Consider the following 12,993-nt stretch of genomic DNA (forward strand, 5'->3'; position numbering starts at 1 on the left):
TCTCTCAGGGTCGGACGACGGGAGGCGCCCGCTCGGTGACGGGCATCGCCAGACTACCGGGGAGCCGATCCCCGGACAGCTCCTGGGAGGCCCACAGGAGGCGCTCAGCCGACCCTTGGCCGCATCCGCGAGAATGACGCCATGGCTCGCACGCGCTTCGTGGCGGATGCCGGACTCACCGCCCGCATGACCCTCGTGATCTTCCTCCTCGGTGCCGCCTTCGTCGCGCTCATCACCGTGGTGATGAGCATCCTGGCCAGCGCCGGCATGGGCTCCCTCGCCCTGCTGGCCGGTGCCGCGGGTCTCGGCATCGCCTTCTACCAGTGGTACTCCTCGGACTCCGTCGCCATGCGTGCGATGCGCGCCCGCGAGGTCACCCCGCAGCAGGCGCCCGAGCTGCACGCGATGATCGACCGGCTCTGCGCCGCCGCCGACATGCCCAAGCCGCGGGTTGGGGTCGCCGACACCAACGTGCCCAACGCGTTCGCGACCGGCCGCTCCCCGCAGCGCTCCGCGGTCGTCGTGACCACCGGCATCCTGCAGATCCTCACCGCCGAGGAGCTCGAGGGCGTGCTGGCCCACGAGCTCTCCCACGTCGCGCACCGCGACGTCCTGGTGATGACGGCGGCGTCCTCGGCGGGCATCGTCGCCGGCATGCTCTCCCAGGGCGCGCAGTTCGGCGCCTGGTTCGGCGGCGGACGCCGCGACAACAACTCCGGCCTGCCGATCTGGCTCGCCGTGCTGCTCGTCAGCATGGTCACCTACGCGGTCACGTTCCTGCTGGTCAAGCTCCTCTCGCGCTACCGCGAGCTCAGCGCCGACCGGTCGGGCGCCTACCTCACCGGCCGTCCCCAGGCCCTCGGGTCGGCCCTGCAGAAGATCTCCGGTCGCATGAACGTCGTCCCCGACCAGGAGCTGCGGGCGTCGCAGCCGATGAACGCCTTCTTCATCGCGCCGGCCATCAAGGGCGTCGACCTGCGCACGCTGACCTCCACCCACCCGACCCTCGAGCAGCGGCTCGAGCAGCTCGCCCGCATCGAGGCCGATCTGCGGGGACGGGCGGGCTGAGCGCCGAGGTACGGGGAGCTCCTGACGAGGTGTCGCAGTACCGGTAGCGTCGTCCTGCCAGCGAGGCGCCACGCACGGGAAGGGAGGGCTCGATGACGGCCGTCGAGGCAGATCTGGATCGGATCCGCACCCTCGAGATCGACCGCTACCGGGTCCTCGTCGACCCGCCGCGCACCGACCTCCTCGCCATCGTCGCGATCGCCGCGCAGTTGGCCGAGGTGCCGATGGCCGCGATCAACCTGATCACGGCCGACGAGCAGCACCAGGTGGCGACCGCCGGGTTCGACGCGGCCGTCTGTGCCCGCGAGGACTCCATGTGCAACGTGGCCATCCAGGAGTCGCGGCCCGTCATCGTCTCCGATGCCCGCGTCGACGCCCGCTTCCGGGACAACCCCTTCGTGACCGGCGAGATCGGGCTCGTGCGGTTCTACGCCAGCCACCAGCTGCGCACGCCGGACGGCGTCGTCATCGGCACCCTGTGCGTCTTCGCCGAGGAGCCCCGCACGCTGAGCCGCGAGCAGGAGACCGCGCTCGGCCAGCTGGCCGACCGCGTGGTCGACGTCCTCGAACTCGAGCTGCGCACCCGGGAGCTCAGCCAGACCATCGAGGAGCTCGAGCGCACCCGCACCGAGCTGGAACGCTCGAACTCCCAGCTCCAGGCGTTCGCCGGCCAGGTGAGTCACGACCTGCGCAACCCGATGACCGGCATGGACCTCTCGCTGTCGATGATCGGCGAGGAGCTCGACGCGCTACCGCCCGGGGGAGCGCTGCCGGAGGATCTGCCGTTCCTGGTCGAGCGGGCCCGCGCGAGCCTCGGCCGGATGCAGGGGCTCGTCGACGATCTGCTCGACTTCGCGCGGGTCGGCGGCGTCCGCGACGACCGGGACGTCGACCTCGACCTCCTCGTGCAGGAGGTGCGACAGGATCTCGACGCCCAGCTGCGCGACGCCGACCTGACGATCGGTCCGCTGCCCACGGTGCGCGGCGACGCCGCCCTGCTGCGGTCGGTGCTGCAGAACCTCATCGTCAACGCGGCCACCTACGTGCGACCGGGGGAGCGCCCCGACATCGCGGTGCGCGCCGTCGAGGCCCCGCGGGGGCCGTCGGTCGAGGTGGTCGACCACGGCCTCGGCATCGCTCCCGAGCACCGCGAGCGGGTCTTCGAGCCGCTCGTGCGGGTGCACAAGCATCTCCCGGGCTCCGGCATCGGCCTGGCGACGGTGCGCCGCATCATGGACAGCCACGGCGGGCACGTCTCCATCCAGGAGACCCCCGGCGGCGGCACGACCGTGCGCCTGGACTTCCCGGCGTCCGCCTGAGGGCTCCCGACGGTAGGAGGGTGGCGCCGGTCAGGCCGGCGGGGCGATCCGCCCCGGCAGGTCGAGCATCCGCTGGAGGGCCACCAGCGCCCACTTCTCGGTCTCGGCGTCGACCTCGATGCGGTTGACCACCTCGCCCGCGACGAGCGACTCCAGCGCCCACACCAGGTGGGGCAGGTCGATGCGGTTCATCGTCGAGCAGAAGCAGACGGTGCGGTCGAGGAAGCTGATGTGCTTGTCGGGGTGGGCGTCGGCCAACCGCTTGACGAGGTTCAGCTCGGTGCCGATGGCCCAGGAGGAGCCGGGCTCGGCCGCCTCGATCGTGCGGATGATGAACTCCGTGGAGCCCACGAGGTCGGCCTTGGTGACCACCTCGTGCTTGCACTCGGGGTGCACGAGGATCCGGACGCCGGGGATGGTGGCGCGCAGCTCGTCGACGACCTCGGCGGAGAAGCGGCCGTGCACCGAGCAGTGGCCCTTCCACAGGATCATCTTCGCGTCGCGCAGCTGCTGGGCGGTGAGGCCGCCGTTCGGCTTGTGCGGGTTCCACACGACGCAGTCGTCGAGGGAGAGCCCGAGCTGGAGCACGGCGGTGTTGCGGCCCAGGTGCTGGTCGGGCAGGAAGAGCACCTTGCCGCCGCCGGCGAGGTGCTGCTTCTGCTCGAAGGCCCACTCCAGGGCGACCTCGGCGTTGCTGGAGGTGCACACGACGCCGCCGTTGCGGCCGCAGAACGCCTTGATGTCGGCGCTGGAGTTCATGTAGGTGACCGGGACGACGGCGTCGGCGATGCCGGCCTCGACCAGGGCGTCCCAGGCGTCCTCGACCTGGGTCAGGCGCGCCATGTCGGCCATCGAGCAGCCGGCGGCCAGATCGGGCAGCACGACCTGCTGGCCGGGCCCGGTGAGGATGTCGGCGGACTCGGCCATGAAGTGGACGCCGCAGAAGACGATGAACTCGGCGTCGGGGCGGGCCGCCGCGTCGCGGGCGAGCTTGAAGGAGTCGCCGGTGACGTCGGCGAACGCGATGACCTCGTCGCGCTGGTAGTGGTGGCCCAGCACGAACACCCGCTCGCCGAGGGCGGCCTTCGCGGCCTGCGCACGGGCGACCAGGTCGGGGTCGGAGGCGGCGGGCAGGTCGCCGGGGCACTCGACGCCGCGCTCGGCGCCGAGGTCGACGCCGCGACCGAGCGGCAGCAGCGGGAGATCGACGGTCATGGGCGGATCGTATTCCTCACCGTGGGTCGCTCCGGCATCGGTGCTCAGAGCAGGCTGCCGTGGTGAACGTACGGCACCGGCGGCGCCATTCCCCGGGTGGCCAGGTAGCCGGTCGTCCGCGGCAGCAGGCCGGCGTCCAGTCCGACCGCGACGGCCCAGCTGTTGGCTCCCGACACGTGCGGCACCCAGGCGCTCCCGGGTCCCTCGGCGAGCACGGTGCGCATGAGATCGGCGGCGGTGTCCTCGTCGGTGGCGGCGAGCACCTCGAGCGCGTCGCCGTCGATCGAGGCGTAGCCGGCACGGGTGCCGGAGTCGACCACCAGCAGCCGGTGCCCGGCGTCCAGCATGAGCCGGTGGTCGATCCTGCGGGCGGCCCCCCGCACCCGCCGGTCCACCGCGTCGAGGAGGTCGAGGTCCGCAGGGCTGCCCTCCCGGACGCCGGTGACCGCGGGCAGGCCGCGCCGGTCGAGGGTGCCCTCGAGCCGCATCATCGGCGTCAACCGGAACCCGCGCCGGTGGTAGGTGCGCATCGCGCCCGGGTGCACCGAGGAGGACAGCATCGCCCGGCCGCCGGGGTCGACGGCGTCCAGCAGCGCGCGCCCGATCCCGGCGCCGTGGCGGTCGGGCAGCACCGCGAACGTCGCCAGGCACCACAGGTCGTCGCGCTGCAGGGAGGTCGCGAAGCCGATCACCCCGCCCGCCCCGCCGTCGTCCTCGCGGTCGTCCTCGGCGACGACGCACGCCCCCTCGCCCGTCTCGATGAGGTGCCGGGTGCGGGTCTGCCACCAGTCGGCGGCACGCGGCCGGGCCTCCGGGGGTGGCGCGGGCGGATCGTCCGGCAGTCCGTCGAAGGCCGGCGCCCGCACCGCCAGCGCCGCCTCGATGTCGTCGGTGGTCATCGCCCTGATGCGCACGCCCGCACCCTAGGCCGGGCTCTAGGCTGCGCGCATGCGGGTTATGGTGGCGCCGGACAAGTTCGCCGGCACCCTGACGGCCGTCGAGGCCGCCGAGGCGATCGCGACCGGCTGGCGTCGGCACGCACCCGACGACGTCCTCGACCTCGCTCCGATGTCCGACGGCGGCCCGGGCTTCGTCGACGTCCTGCATGCCGCGCACGGCGGACACCTCCTGGCCGCGACCGTCGCCGGGCCGCTCGGCGAGGAGGTGCCGGCGGCGGTCCTGCTGCATGACGGGACGGCCTACGTCGAGAGCGCCCAGGCGTGCGGCCTGCACCTCACCGGCGGCCGCGCCGCGCGCGCCGCCACCACCCGCGGCGTCGGCGACCTGCTCCTGCGGGCCCGGGACGCCGGCGCCCGCCGCATCGTCGTCGGACTCGGCGGCTCGGGCACCAACGACGGCGGTGCCGGTCTCCTCGCGGCCCTCGGCGCCACGGGCGACCGCCCCCTGGACGCCGGCCCCGACGGGCTGGCCGGGCTCGGCAGCGTCGATCTCGCGCCGGCGCGAGCGGCCCTCGCGGGCATCGAGCTCGTCGCGGCCTCCGACGTCGACTCCCCGCTGACCGGTCTCTTCGGGGCGACGAAGACCTTCGGGCCCCAGAAGGGGCTCGCCGAGGACGAGCTGCCGGCGATCGACGGCGTCCTCGAGCGCTGGGCCGAGCTGACCGACCGGCGCCTCTCGCTCGAGAAGGGCGCCGGCGCGGCCGGCGGGCTGGGTCACGCCGTCCTGCTGCTCGGCGGGCGCCGGGAGCCGGGCATCGAGCTCGTCGCCGCCGCCGTCGACCTGGCCGCGCGGGCACGGGCCGCCGACCTGGTCGTCACCGGCGAGGGAGCCTTCGACTTCTCCAGCCGCGCCGGCAAGGTGCCCTACGGCGTCGCCGCCACCGCCGAGCAGGCCCTGCGGCCGTGCATCGCGCTGGCCGGGCGGGTGCTGGTCGGTGCGCGGGAGATGCGCGCGCTGGGCGTGGAGTCGGCCTACGCGACCGTCGACCTGGTGGGAGAGGAGCGCTCGCTCGCCGATCCGGCGGGGTCGCTGGCCGAGCTCGCCGCACGGGTCGCGCGCACCTGGTCGCGCTGAGCCGGCCCGGCGGGCCCGGGGACGGCGTCGTCCCCGTCACGGGGCGGGAATAGGTGAGCGTGACCTACCATTGACTCAGACGTAGCCCGTGAACGGGACACCCGCCATCACAATCGTTGGGAGCACCACATGACCGAGCAGGTCGAGATCACCCCCGAGCGTCGCAGCGACAGCATCAACCTCAGCCCGGTCGCGGCCGCCAAGGTGAAGAGCCTGCTGGAGCAGGAGGGTCGTGACGACCTCCAGCTGCGCATCTCCGTGCAGCCGGGCGGTTGCTCGGGTCTGCGCTACCAGCTCTTCTTCGACGAGCGCACCCTCGACGGTGACGTCGTCACCGACTTCGACGGCGTCGCCGTCGTCGTCGACCGCATGAGCGTTCCGTACCTCAACGGCGCGATGATCGACTTCGTCGACTCGATCGAGAAGCAGGGCTTCACGATCGACAACCCGAACGCCACCGGCTCCTGCGCCTGCGGCGACTCGTTCCACTGATCGCGCACCGCATCGACTGAACGCACGAGGGCCCCGGACACCGCTGGTGTCCGGGGCCCTCGTGTCGTGGCGGGTGAGGCGCGATGCGTGATCGCGGGAGCGGCGCGGCCGCAGGGCCGCCCGCGTCAGTCGAGGTGCAGCTGGAGCGCGTCGGCGATGCGCCGGGCTGCGTCGGTGATGGTGATCTCGGGCTTGGCGACGTCCTGCGGGAAGTCGGCGTACTGCAGCGAGGGCGCTGCGGCGATGAGCGGGAAGCTGCGGGCGACCGCCTCGCAGTCGTCGTGCATCTGCAGCGGTGAGGACAGCTCGTCGTAGACGAGACGAGCGGCGTTGGTCGTCATGAGGCCGACGCTAGGCACTACCGGCGGGTACGCCTACGGATACCGGTCGGTATCCCGATGACCGGACTGTCCGCACCGTGGCGGTGGCCGCATGATGGACAGCGAGCAGCTGCGCGACGCCGAGCGCCTGGTCGAGCTGTACGCGAAGCGTGTGGACGCGGCCTCGGCGCTGGCTGCGTTGGAGCGTCCGACGTTCGTCGACGTCGACGCGGTGCTCGCTGTCGGCCGCGAGCTCGACGAGGCGTGCGAGGCGTTCCGGCGGCGTTGGGCGCCGCGCGCTGGCCGCGTGCTCGTCGGCCTGTACTGCGTGATGTCGATCTCGCCGGCGGGGCGTCGGGTGACCCGGATCCTGGACCGATTCGACGACTACACCCTCGACGAAACGGCCTGATCGAGTGGTCTAGGTCACCTAGGCGGGGTTCTTTACTCGGGTCGGACCTGAGGCGTAGCACTGTCCACCCCGCCGATACCCATACCCCACTCGGTACCGAGCGGCACCCAGCCAGCCCCCCTCCCCTCGGACACAACGGAGGCCTCTGCCGTCATGAACCACGAACGCACCGTCGCTGCCTACGCCACCTGGATGGGATCCTGGGGCGCGTCGCCTCGCACCATCGAGGCCCGCTCCACCTTCGCCCGCTCACGTCTGCGCGAATGGTCGCTGACCGGCTTCACCGCGGAGAACATCCAGGAGTTCCTCGCCCGCGACACCGCGGACTGGACCCGCCTGACGTACTACAACCACCTCAACGACCTGGTCGCCTGGCTCCGAGCGACCGGCGCGATCACCGGCGACCCGATGAGGATGATCCGCCGGCCGCGGCAGCCGGAGGCCGAACCGTGGCCCCTCGAGCCCGACGAGCAGAAGCTCGTGCTGTCGGTCGCCCGGGGCCCGGTCCTCACGATGATCATGCTGGGGCTCTACGCGGGACTGCGGGCCCACGAGACCGCGAAGTTCCACGGCGCCGACATCACCAAGGAACGGATCCGGGTCGTCGGGAAGGGCCGGAAGGCCAGCATCCTGCCGTGCATGCCGGAGCTGTGGGAGGTCGCGCAGACGATGCCGCGGGACCGCTACTGGTTCCCTGGTGCGACCGAGGGGCAACCCATGAAGCCGGACACCGTCTCGATGCACGTCGGGAAGCTGTTCCGTGGCCTGGGTATCGACGGCGGCTACCACCGCTGCAGGCACACCTTCGCGACCAACCTGGTGCGCAACGGCGTGCACGCGCGCGCCGTCCAGGCGCTCATGCGTCACTCCCAGCTCAACACGATCAGCATCTACACCAAGATGTCCGACTACCAGCTGCGGGAGGCGATCGAGACCTTGCGCCCGGGCGCCTGAGGTCTAGGGTGTGGGGCTGTGACCGAGCAGCCCCCGCCCGGCTTCTATGCCGATCCCGACGATCCCTCCTTCGAGCGCTGGTGGTCGGGTGACTCCTGGGGAGAACAGCGGCGCGCGAGTCAGCAGTCGTCCGGCGACGGCACCACGGCGCGGTCGATCGACTTCTTCGGCGTCGACCTCGGCATCGCGCTGGCGCTGGTTCTTCCGCCCCTCGGCATCGTGTCCGGCTTGGTCATCGCCACCCGGCCGGGCAAGACCAGCTCGGGGCTGACGATCGTGCTGATGGCGGTCCTGGTTCTGGCGGCGTGGATCGCCGTGCTCGGCTAGAGGTCCCTCAGCTGTCGGTGCTGGGGTCGTGGAACACGTAGCGGGCGACGATGAAGGCCAGGCCGAGGACGTTGACGACGACGGCGCTGAAGTAGGCGACCATCACGGTGGGGGAGACCTCGTGCCACTCCGAGATCATGTAGAGCGCCAGCAGGACGACTGATGAGCTGAGAGCGACCCAGAGGGTTCGGGTGACGGTGTTGAAGAACCGTTGACGGAAGCCGTGGGCCTGTTCCTCGCGCTGCTGGGCCATCTTGACCTTCGCGTCGACGGTCTCGTCGGAGACGTCCGCGGGCTGCTTGAAGAGGTCGTCAGCTGAGGCGACAGCGAGGGTCTCGAAAACGCGACGGCTCTCGTTGGAGATCTCCTCGAACCAGGCGTCGTCGTCGAAGAGCTGGGCCTGGACCATGGGGTACTCGTCGAACTCGGGCTCGGGCTCCGGTTCCTCGGGTGTGACCCAGGTGTCGTCGTCGCTCATTCGGGCGGCGGGGGCGGCTCGGCCTCGGCCATCATGCGGATGCGCTGGTAGCGCTGCCGCACGGCGGGCACGCTGACGCCGAAGTACTTCGCGACGAGAGCGACCGGGTCGCCGCGGTGCACCATGCGGAGGAACTCCTCGGTGGGCATGAGGAGGTGGCCGGCGAACTCGTCGGCGTAGAACTCGTGGAGGTCGTAGGGCTGCTTGTCCGAGCGGTAGTCGATGACGTTGAAGTCGTCCTGGCCGCGGTCGGTGCGCTCGATGTAGTGGCCGAGCTCGTGCGCGATGGTGAAGCGCTGGCGCTCGGGTGAGTCGGCGGAGTTGACGTAGATGATCGCGTAGTCCGGCTCGACCCGGAGCATGCCGGAGATGCCCTTTTCGAGGGGCAGGCGCTGGACTTCCATGTTGGGCATCTGCGAGGCGATGCGCTCGGGGTCGACCGGGAATCCGGCAGACCAGGTCTGCTGCAGTACTCGCGCGGCGTGTGCCCGCGCCTTGTCCTTGACCAGCATGGTGTTCCTCCTCTCGCCGACTGAGGGGGCTGTCTCGGCGAGGCCTTCCACTCGAAGGGTAGCGCTATGGGCCGAGGTGACGCTCAAGCGCCGCGCGCAACGTTGTGCGGTCTGGTCGGGGCTGCGTGGGCCGTTGGGAGGCGGGGTCGGACCGCTTTTTGGCGCCACGATGTGACATCTGCGCGAAGGATTTTCGAGCGGATGTCACATCGAGTTGGGGGGAGTAGCGCGGTGCGGCACCTAGAACAGGGTGCGGTCGCCGGCGCCGGCTTCGAAGTGGTCGGCGGCCGCGGTGCCGGCGTGGTCGGCGGCGACGCGGCGCCAGGCCGTGAGGTCCCGCTCGAGGCGGGCGCGTAGGCCGGGGTCGGTGGGTGGGTTCATGAGCTGGAGCTCGGTGCGGCGGATCTGGTCGAGTGCGTGCTCGTGCAGGGCCGCGGCCGCGGCGGCGTCGTCGAGGTCGTCGACGTCGTCGACCTGGTCGGCGATCTCGTTGGGCCGGTAGACCAGCTGGTCCCAGCGAGGTCGGACGCTCATCCGAGGACCGCCGCAGCGATGGTGTCCTGGACCTCGGTGGCGGCTGCGGCGTAGCCGGCGGTGGTGGAGATCGAGGCGTGGCCCATGGCGTCGCGGACGGCGACGAGGTCGCGGGTGGCTTGGAAGGCGAGGGTGCCGTAGCGGTGGCGGAGCTGGTGGAAGGTGATGTCGACGCCGGCGGCGCGGAAGGCACGGTTCGCGCGCTGGCGTAGCGCGTCGGGCTCGAGCGGGACGACGTCGGCGGTGACGATGTTGACCGCTGCGCTGGGGCGGGTGGTGTCTGGGGGGAGGAGCTCGTCGAGGAGGGTGCGCTGCACCCTCACGCGGCGTCGCTTGCGGCCCTTCCCCACCACGGTGAGGACGCAGAACTCGAGGTCGACGTCGCCCCAGGTCGCTCGGGCGGCTTCGGAGACCCGCAGGCCGCAGTAGGCGCCGAGGATGACGGCGCGGCGGAGCTCGGGCTTGTCGGCGACGTGCTCGCGGATCCGGTCGAGCTCGGTGCGTGCGGCGGGCCGGGGCACCGAGGAGGGGACGGTGGGGGCGAGGAGGCGGGCGGTGGGGTCATCGGTGCGGTGCTCCCAGATCGAGCACCAGCGGTAGAACGAGCGGAGGACGGCGAGCTCGTTGGCGCGGGAGGAGTCGGCGCGTGGCCGTCCGTCGGGGAAGGTGTCGCGGCTGCGCCACCAGGCCTCCATCTCGAGGCGGCTGATGGTGCCGGGGCGGGGGACGGCGCGTAGGACGGAGCGGCGTCGGCGCACGGTGTTCGCGGGCACGCGTTCGCTCTCGCACCAGTCGAGGTAGGCCTGGGCGATGTGGTCGAGGGTCACGGCTGGTCATCCTGGGGGTCGACGGTGGCCGCTGCGGCGAGTGCGCCGGCGGCGGCCTGCTGGTCGAGCAGCTCGGCGTGGATCTCGCGGGCGCACCTGCAGCCACCGATGGCTTGGAGGCAGCTGGTGAGCATCGAGGCGGCGCCGAGGCGGTGGCGGCAGATGCTCACCGGCCGCTCCTGACGGGGCGGCGTCGGCGTCGCTGCCGGGCCTCCTGGAGGTCGATGATCTGGGCGGGGATCGCGGGCTTGCTGCGTGCGGGGCAGGTGGCGAAGTGGGTCATGGCGGAGTACTCGATGGGGCGGTCGACCTGCTCGTCGGCGTGGAGTACTCGCGCGGTGAGCCGGCCGCCGGGGGTGGGGGTGACGGCGACGTTGCCGGCGAGGTCCTCGAGCGGGTCGAGCGGCATGAGCTTGCCGCCGCGGCCGTTGGGGCCGGCGACGGTGATGGCCCAGACGATGTCGCGGCGGCATCCCTCGCAGCGCGATCGCGCGATCGGCGGGGCGGGAAGGAGGCGCGGGTCGGGGGCGGTCATGGCCGGGTCCGGATGGTGACGTCGTCGGGGTGGATGGCCAGGGTGGCGAACTGGCCGCGGCCGCGGCTGGTGATGCGGACGACGCCGGTGCCGTGCATGAAGGCGTGGGCGCGGGCGCGGCGGATCTCTTCGGCGCCGAGCTCGGAGAGCTGGGTCTCGGCGCGGACGGTGCGCTGGCGGAGCTCGCCGACCATGACGGTGGACTCGTGGAGCGCGCGGCGCAGGTTGGAGATCTCCTGGACGGCGGCCTGGTGGTCGCGTTCGAGGTCCTGGAGTCGGTACAGCTCGAGCGCGAGGTCGGGTGCGAGGTGCTCGGCCAGGTCGCGGAGCTCGGCGGCGACGTCGCGGGCGGTGGTCACGGTGCACCTGCGGCGGCGTGGAGGCGGTCGAGGAGCTCCTGGCCGCGGCCGGACTGGATCGGTGGCGGTCCGACGTCCTCGCCGAGCCAGGCCAGGATGTCGGCCATGCCCTGGCGGACCAGGTGGCGGGCCCGCAGGCCGGCGAACTCGATGTCGGGGATCGGGGCGGTGCCGATCAGCCAGGCGGTGGGGGTGACGGCGACGGTGCCGTCGCGCAGATGCGGGGCGAGGACGACCTGGCGGGAAGCGATCGCGGTCGAGGCGAACAGGTCGCGGCCGAGGGTGTGTCCGGCCGTCACGGTGAGGTGCGCATGGCTCCCATGGTGGGCGTCGGTGCCGACGGTCTGGGGGCCGACACACCGGGCCTTGTCCGATAAGTGTGGTTATCGGACGGTTACGGGTGCCGGGCTCGCCCCTCCTGGGCACTGAGCCGGGCGAGCACGACGGCGGCCTCGGTGTCCCGCGTGGCCAGGTCGGCGCCAGCGGCTTCGAGGAGCGCGCCGATGCGCGGTGACCAGGGGTGCGTGATGGGGTCGTGTTGCCAGCCGCCGAGCGCGACGCCGGCGGCGCGGCCGAGCACCGAGGGGACGCGGCTGATGGCGTGGAGCTCGGCGATCGCGACGTCGTCCGGGGTCTTGTCGATCGCGTGCCGGCGGGCGGTGCCGAGCAGGCGGGCGGTCAGCATCTCCACGGAGTCGGCCATGGGCCGGACGGTAGCCCGGGGCGGGGACAGGGCCGCGCGTGCTTCCCTCAAACCCTTGTCATTCATAAACCTTTGAGGTAGCCTGTACTTGTCAATGAGAGGAAAGGAGGTGATCATGATGGACAAGGACCTCAAGAAGGTGATCCAGGCCCTCGAAGCTCAGGGCTTCGAGATCCGGCTCACCCGGCGGGGACGCCTCGCCGTGTTCAACGGCGAGGAGTACGTGACGACGTTCTCTGGCAAGCCGGGCGACTGGCGGGCCTTCAAGAACGCTCTCGCGGCTCTCCGCCGAGCAGGGTTCCGCTGGCCGACCTAGGCCAGCAGGGAAGAGGACCGGGGCGCAGCAATCGCCCCGGTCCTCGGACCCCGATCGTGACACACCACCACATCAGGGAACGAGGACCGGACCATGACCACCAAGACCACCACCAGCTACAACGCGATCATCGAGGTCGACCGCCGCGACACCACCACCGACGACGTCGACGACATCCTCGACCAGCTCGAGACCTACCACGCCTCGCTGAGCGAGAGCGCCCGCGGCTTCCTCGAGGCCACCATCACCCTCCCGGCCACCAGCCTCGCCCAGGCCTCGGCCACCGCGATCGCCGTCGTCGAGAAGGCCACCGGCGCGCCGGCGATCGCCGCCGAGCTCATGACCACCGCCGAGTTCGACCGCCGGTTCGGGTTCGAGGTCGTCCCCGACCTCGTCTCGGTCACCGAGGCCGCCGAGATCCTCGGTGTCTCCCGGCAGGCGATCGCGCAGCGGATCCAGTCCAAGACGCTCGCCGCGGTGCAGATCGGCAGCACCTGGGCCATCGTGCGCTCCTCGCTGCGCCCCGGGCAGCCCGGACGCCGGCCCAGCGCCTGACATCGAACGCAGAACAGCGCCCCACCCGCCGCG

At 71.8% G+C, this 12,993-nt stretch carries 21 protein-coding genes; 9 read left to right on the forward strand and 12 right to left on the reverse strand.

All coding sequences use genetic code 11. The annotated features are described in order from the left end of the window. Window positions 1-141 precede the first annotated feature (141 nt). A complete protein-coding gene (gene htpX / locus ABD671_RS14885; protein WP_344734206.1) occupies window positions 142-1,068 on the forward strand; it encodes a zinc metalloprotease HtpX in 927 nt (308 codons plus the stop codon). A 92-nt stretch (window positions 1,069-1,160) separates the two neighbouring features. Beyond that, a complete protein-coding gene (locus ABD671_RS14890; RefSeq protein WP_344734207.1) occupies window positions 1,161-2,387 on the forward strand; it encodes a sensor histidine kinase in 1,227 nt (408 codons plus the stop codon). A gap of 30 nt (window positions 2,388-2,417) precedes the next feature. On the opposite strand, the gene nadA is transcribed toward ABD671_RS14890, so the two are convergent. Then, the gene (nadA, locus tag ABD671_RS14895; RefSeq protein ID WP_344734208.1) at window positions 2,418-3,602 is read right to left on the reverse strand and encodes a quinolinate synthase NadA; all 1,185 of its coding nucleotides are present in this window, start codon (window positions 3,600-3,602) and stop codon (window positions 2,418-2,420) included. A 44-nt stretch (window positions 3,603-3,646) separates the two neighbouring features. Further along, window positions 3,647-4,516, reverse strand: a complete 870-nt coding sequence (locus ABD671_RS14900) for a GNAT family N-acetyltransferase (protein ID WP_344734209.1) — start codon at window positions 4,514-4,516, stop codon at window positions 3,647-3,649. A gap of 34 nt (window positions 4,517-4,550) precedes the next feature. On the opposite strand from ABD671_RS14900, the gene ABD671_RS14905 reads away from it, so the two are divergent. Together ABD671_RS14905 and erpA are read left to right on the forward strand one after the other, a co-directional pair. Continuing rightward, window positions 4,551-5,636, forward strand: coding sequence for a glycerate kinase family protein (locus ABD671_RS14905; RefSeq protein ID WP_344734210.1), 1,086 nt, complete (start codon window positions 4,551-4,553; stop codon window positions 5,634-5,636). A gap of 129 nt (window positions 5,637-5,765) precedes the next feature. Continuing rightward, the gene (gene erpA, locus ABD671_RS14910; RefSeq protein ID WP_344734211.1) at window positions 5,766-6,128 is read left to right on the forward strand and encodes an iron-sulfur cluster insertion protein ErpA; all 363 of its coding nucleotides are present in this window, start codon (window positions 5,766-5,768) and stop codon (window positions 6,126-6,128) included. A 125-nt stretch (window positions 6,129-6,253) separates the two neighbouring features. Here erpA and ABD671_RS14915 read toward each other — a convergent pair whose 3' ends face one another. Next, complete coding sequence (locus tag ABD671_RS14915; protein ID WP_344734212.1) at window positions 6,254-6,469, reverse strand: hypothetical protein; 216 nt, start codon at window positions 6,467-6,469, stop codon at window positions 6,254-6,256. A 91-nt stretch (window positions 6,470-6,560) separates the two neighbouring features. Between ABD671_RS14915 and ABD671_RS14920 the strand changes: the two genes are divergently transcribed. The 3 genes from ABD671_RS14920 to ABD671_RS14930 all read left to right on the forward strand — a co-directional run bounded on the left by ABD671_RS14920 (window position 6,561) and on the right by ABD671_RS14930 (window position 8,141). Then, window positions 6,561-6,860 carry a hypothetical protein gene (locus ABD671_RS14920; RefSeq protein ID WP_344734213.1) on the forward strand — a complete coding sequence of 100 codons (300 nt, stop codon included), beginning with the start codon at window positions 6,561-6,563 and terminating at the stop codon, window positions 6,858-6,860. A gap of 153 nt (window positions 6,861-7,013) precedes the next feature. Further along, window positions 7,014-7,814, forward strand: coding sequence for a tyrosine-type recombinase/integrase (locus ABD671_RS14925; protein ID WP_344734214.1), 801 nt, complete (start codon window positions 7,014-7,016; stop codon window positions 7,812-7,814). An 18-nt stretch (window positions 7,815-7,832) separates the two neighbouring features. Further along, complete coding sequence (locus ABD671_RS14930; protein WP_344734215.1) at window positions 7,833-8,141, forward strand: DUF2510 domain-containing protein; 309 nt, start codon at window positions 7,833-7,835, stop codon at window positions 8,139-8,141. Window positions 8,142-8,148: 7 nt separating this feature from the next. On the opposite strand, the gene ABD671_RS14935 is transcribed toward ABD671_RS14930, so the two are convergent. From ABD671_RS14935 to ABD671_RS14975, 9 genes are all read right to left on the reverse strand, one after another. After that, window positions 8,149-8,550, reverse strand: coding sequence for a hypothetical protein (locus ABD671_RS14935; protein WP_344734216.1), 402 nt, complete (start codon window positions 8,548-8,550; stop codon window positions 8,149-8,151). Window positions 8,551-8,615: 65 nt separating this feature from the next. Next, window positions 8,616-9,131 (reverse strand): ImmA/IrrE family metallo-endopeptidase, encoded by a 516-nt coding sequence (locus ABD671_RS14940; RefSeq protein ID WP_344734217.1) that lies wholly within the window; start codon window positions 9,129-9,131, stop codon window positions 8,616-8,618. Window positions 9,132-9,371: 240 nt separating this feature from the next. Then, the gene (locus ABD671_RS14945; RefSeq protein WP_344734218.1) at window positions 9,372-9,665 is read right to left on the reverse strand and encodes a hypothetical protein; all 294 of its coding nucleotides are present in this window, start codon (window positions 9,663-9,665) and stop codon (window positions 9,372-9,374) included. After that, window positions 9,662-10,492 carry a tyrosine-type recombinase/integrase gene (locus tag ABD671_RS14950; RefSeq protein WP_344734219.1) on the reverse strand — a complete coding sequence of 277 codons (831 nt, stop codon included), beginning with the start codon at window positions 10,490-10,492 and terminating at the stop codon, window positions 9,662-9,664. The genes ABD671_RS14945 and ABD671_RS14950 overlap by 4 nt, the downstream gene beginning before the upstream one ends. Then, window positions 10,489-10,662, reverse strand: a complete 174-nt coding sequence (locus tag ABD671_RS14955; RefSeq protein ID WP_344733622.1) for a hypothetical protein — start codon at window positions 10,660-10,662, stop codon at window positions 10,489-10,491. The genes ABD671_RS14950 and ABD671_RS14955 overlap by 4 nt, the downstream gene beginning before the upstream one ends. Beyond that, complete coding sequence (locus ABD671_RS14960) at window positions 10,659-11,027, reverse strand: hypothetical protein (protein ID WP_344734220.1); 369 nt, start codon at window positions 11,025-11,027, stop codon at window positions 10,659-10,661. The genes ABD671_RS14955 and ABD671_RS14960 overlap by 4 nt, the downstream gene beginning before the upstream one ends. Continuing rightward, a complete protein-coding gene (locus tag ABD671_RS14965; protein WP_344734221.1) occupies window positions 11,024-11,386 on the reverse strand; it encodes a hypothetical protein in 363 nt (120 codons plus the stop codon). The genes ABD671_RS14960 and ABD671_RS14965 overlap by 4 nt, the downstream gene beginning before the upstream one ends. Beyond that, window positions 11,383-11,685: a hypothetical protein gene (locus ABD671_RS14970; RefSeq protein WP_344734222.1), complete on the reverse strand. Its 303-nt coding sequence runs from the start codon at window positions 11,683-11,685 to the stop codon at window positions 11,383-11,385. The genes ABD671_RS14965 and ABD671_RS14970 overlap by 4 nt, the downstream gene beginning before the upstream one ends. Window positions 11,686-11,780: 95 nt before the next feature. Then, complete coding sequence (locus tag ABD671_RS14975; protein ID WP_344734223.1) at window positions 11,781-12,089, reverse strand: hypothetical protein; 309 nt, start codon at window positions 12,087-12,089, stop codon at window positions 11,781-11,783. Between the two features lie 115 nt (window positions 12,090-12,204). Between ABD671_RS14975 and ABD671_RS14980 the strand changes: the two genes are divergently transcribed. Both ABD671_RS14980 and ABD671_RS14985 read left to right on the forward strand, forming a co-directional pair. Continuing rightward, window positions 12,205-12,405 carry a hypothetical protein gene (locus ABD671_RS14980; protein ID WP_344734224.1) on the forward strand — a complete coding sequence of 67 codons (201 nt, stop codon included), beginning with the start codon at window positions 12,205-12,207 and terminating at the stop codon, window positions 12,403-12,405. Window positions 12,406-12,498: 93 nt separating this feature from the next. Next, window positions 12,499-12,960, forward strand: coding sequence for a helix-turn-helix domain-containing protein (locus tag ABD671_RS14985; RefSeq protein WP_344734225.1), 462 nt, complete (start codon window positions 12,499-12,501; stop codon window positions 12,958-12,960). Window positions 12,961-12,993: the final 33 nt, after the last annotated feature.

Origin of the sequence: Nocardioides fonticola (genome assembly GCF_039536805.1) — a bacterium.
In the GTDB taxonomy this organism is placed as follows: Bacteria; Actinomycetota; Actinomycetes; order Propionibacteriales; family Nocardioidaceae; genus Nocardioides; species Nocardioides fonticola.

What these genes read in the sequence shown, in the direction of transcription:
- nadA (WP_344734208.1), bottom strand. Translation starts at nt 3,602, where the DNA reads ATGACCGTCGATCTCCCGCTGCTGCCGCTCGGTCGCGGCGTCGACCTC.
- erpA (WP_344734211.1), top strand. Translation starts at nt 5,766, where the DNA reads ATGACCGAGCAGGTCGAGATCACCCCCGAGCGTCGCAGCGACAGCATC.
- ABD671_RS14925 (WP_344734214.1), top strand. Translation starts at nt 7,014, where the DNA reads ATGAACCACGAACGCACCGTCGCTGCCTACGCCACCTGGATGGGATCC.
- htpX (WP_344734206.1), top strand. Translation starts at nt 142, where the DNA reads ATGGCTCGCACGCGCTTCGTGGCGGATGCCGGACTCACCGCCCGCATG.
- ABD671_RS14960 (WP_344734220.1), bottom strand. Translation starts at nt 11,027, where the DNA reads ATGACCGCCCCCGACCCGCGCCTCCTTCCCGCCCCGCCGATCGCGCGA.
- ABD671_RS14975 (WP_344734223.1), bottom strand. Translation starts at nt 12,089, where the DNA reads ATGGCCGACTCCGTGGAGATGCTGACCGCCCGCCTGCTCGGCACCGCC.
- ABD671_RS14935 (WP_344734216.1), bottom strand. Translation starts at nt 8,550, where the DNA reads ATGGTCCAGGCCCAGCTCTTCGACGACGACGCCTGGTTCGAGGAGATC.
- ABD671_RS14920 (WP_344734213.1), top strand. Translation starts at nt 6,561, where the DNA reads ATGATGGACAGCGAGCAGCTGCGCGACGCCGAGCGCCTGGTCGAGCTG.
- ABD671_RS14915 (WP_344734212.1), bottom strand. Translation starts at nt 6,469, where the DNA reads ATGACGACCAACGCCGCTCGTCTCGTCTACGACGAGCTGTCCTCACCG.
- ABD671_RS14980 (WP_344734224.1), top strand. Translation starts at nt 12,205, where the DNA reads ATGATGGACAAGGACCTCAAGAAGGTGATCCAGGCCCTCGAAGCTCAG.
- ABD671_RS14985 (WP_344734225.1), top strand. Translation starts at nt 12,499, where the DNA reads ATGACCACCAAGACCACCACCAGCTACAACGCGATCATCGAGGTCGAC.
- ABD671_RS14945 (WP_344734218.1), bottom strand. Translation starts at nt 9,665, where the DNA reads ATGAGCGTCCGACCTCGCTGGGACCAGCTGGTCTACCGGCCCAACGAG.
- ABD671_RS14940 (WP_344734217.1), bottom strand. Translation starts at nt 9,131, where the DNA reads ATGCTGGTCAAGGACAAGGCGCGGGCACACGCCGCGCGAGTACTGCAG.
- ABD671_RS14890 (WP_344734207.1), top strand. Translation starts at nt 1,161, where the DNA reads ATGACGGCCGTCGAGGCAGATCTGGATCGGATCCGCACCCTCGAGATC.
- ABD671_RS14905 (WP_344734210.1), top strand. Translation starts at nt 4,551, where the DNA reads ATGCGGGTTATGGTGGCGCCGGACAAGTTCGCCGGCACCCTGACGGCC.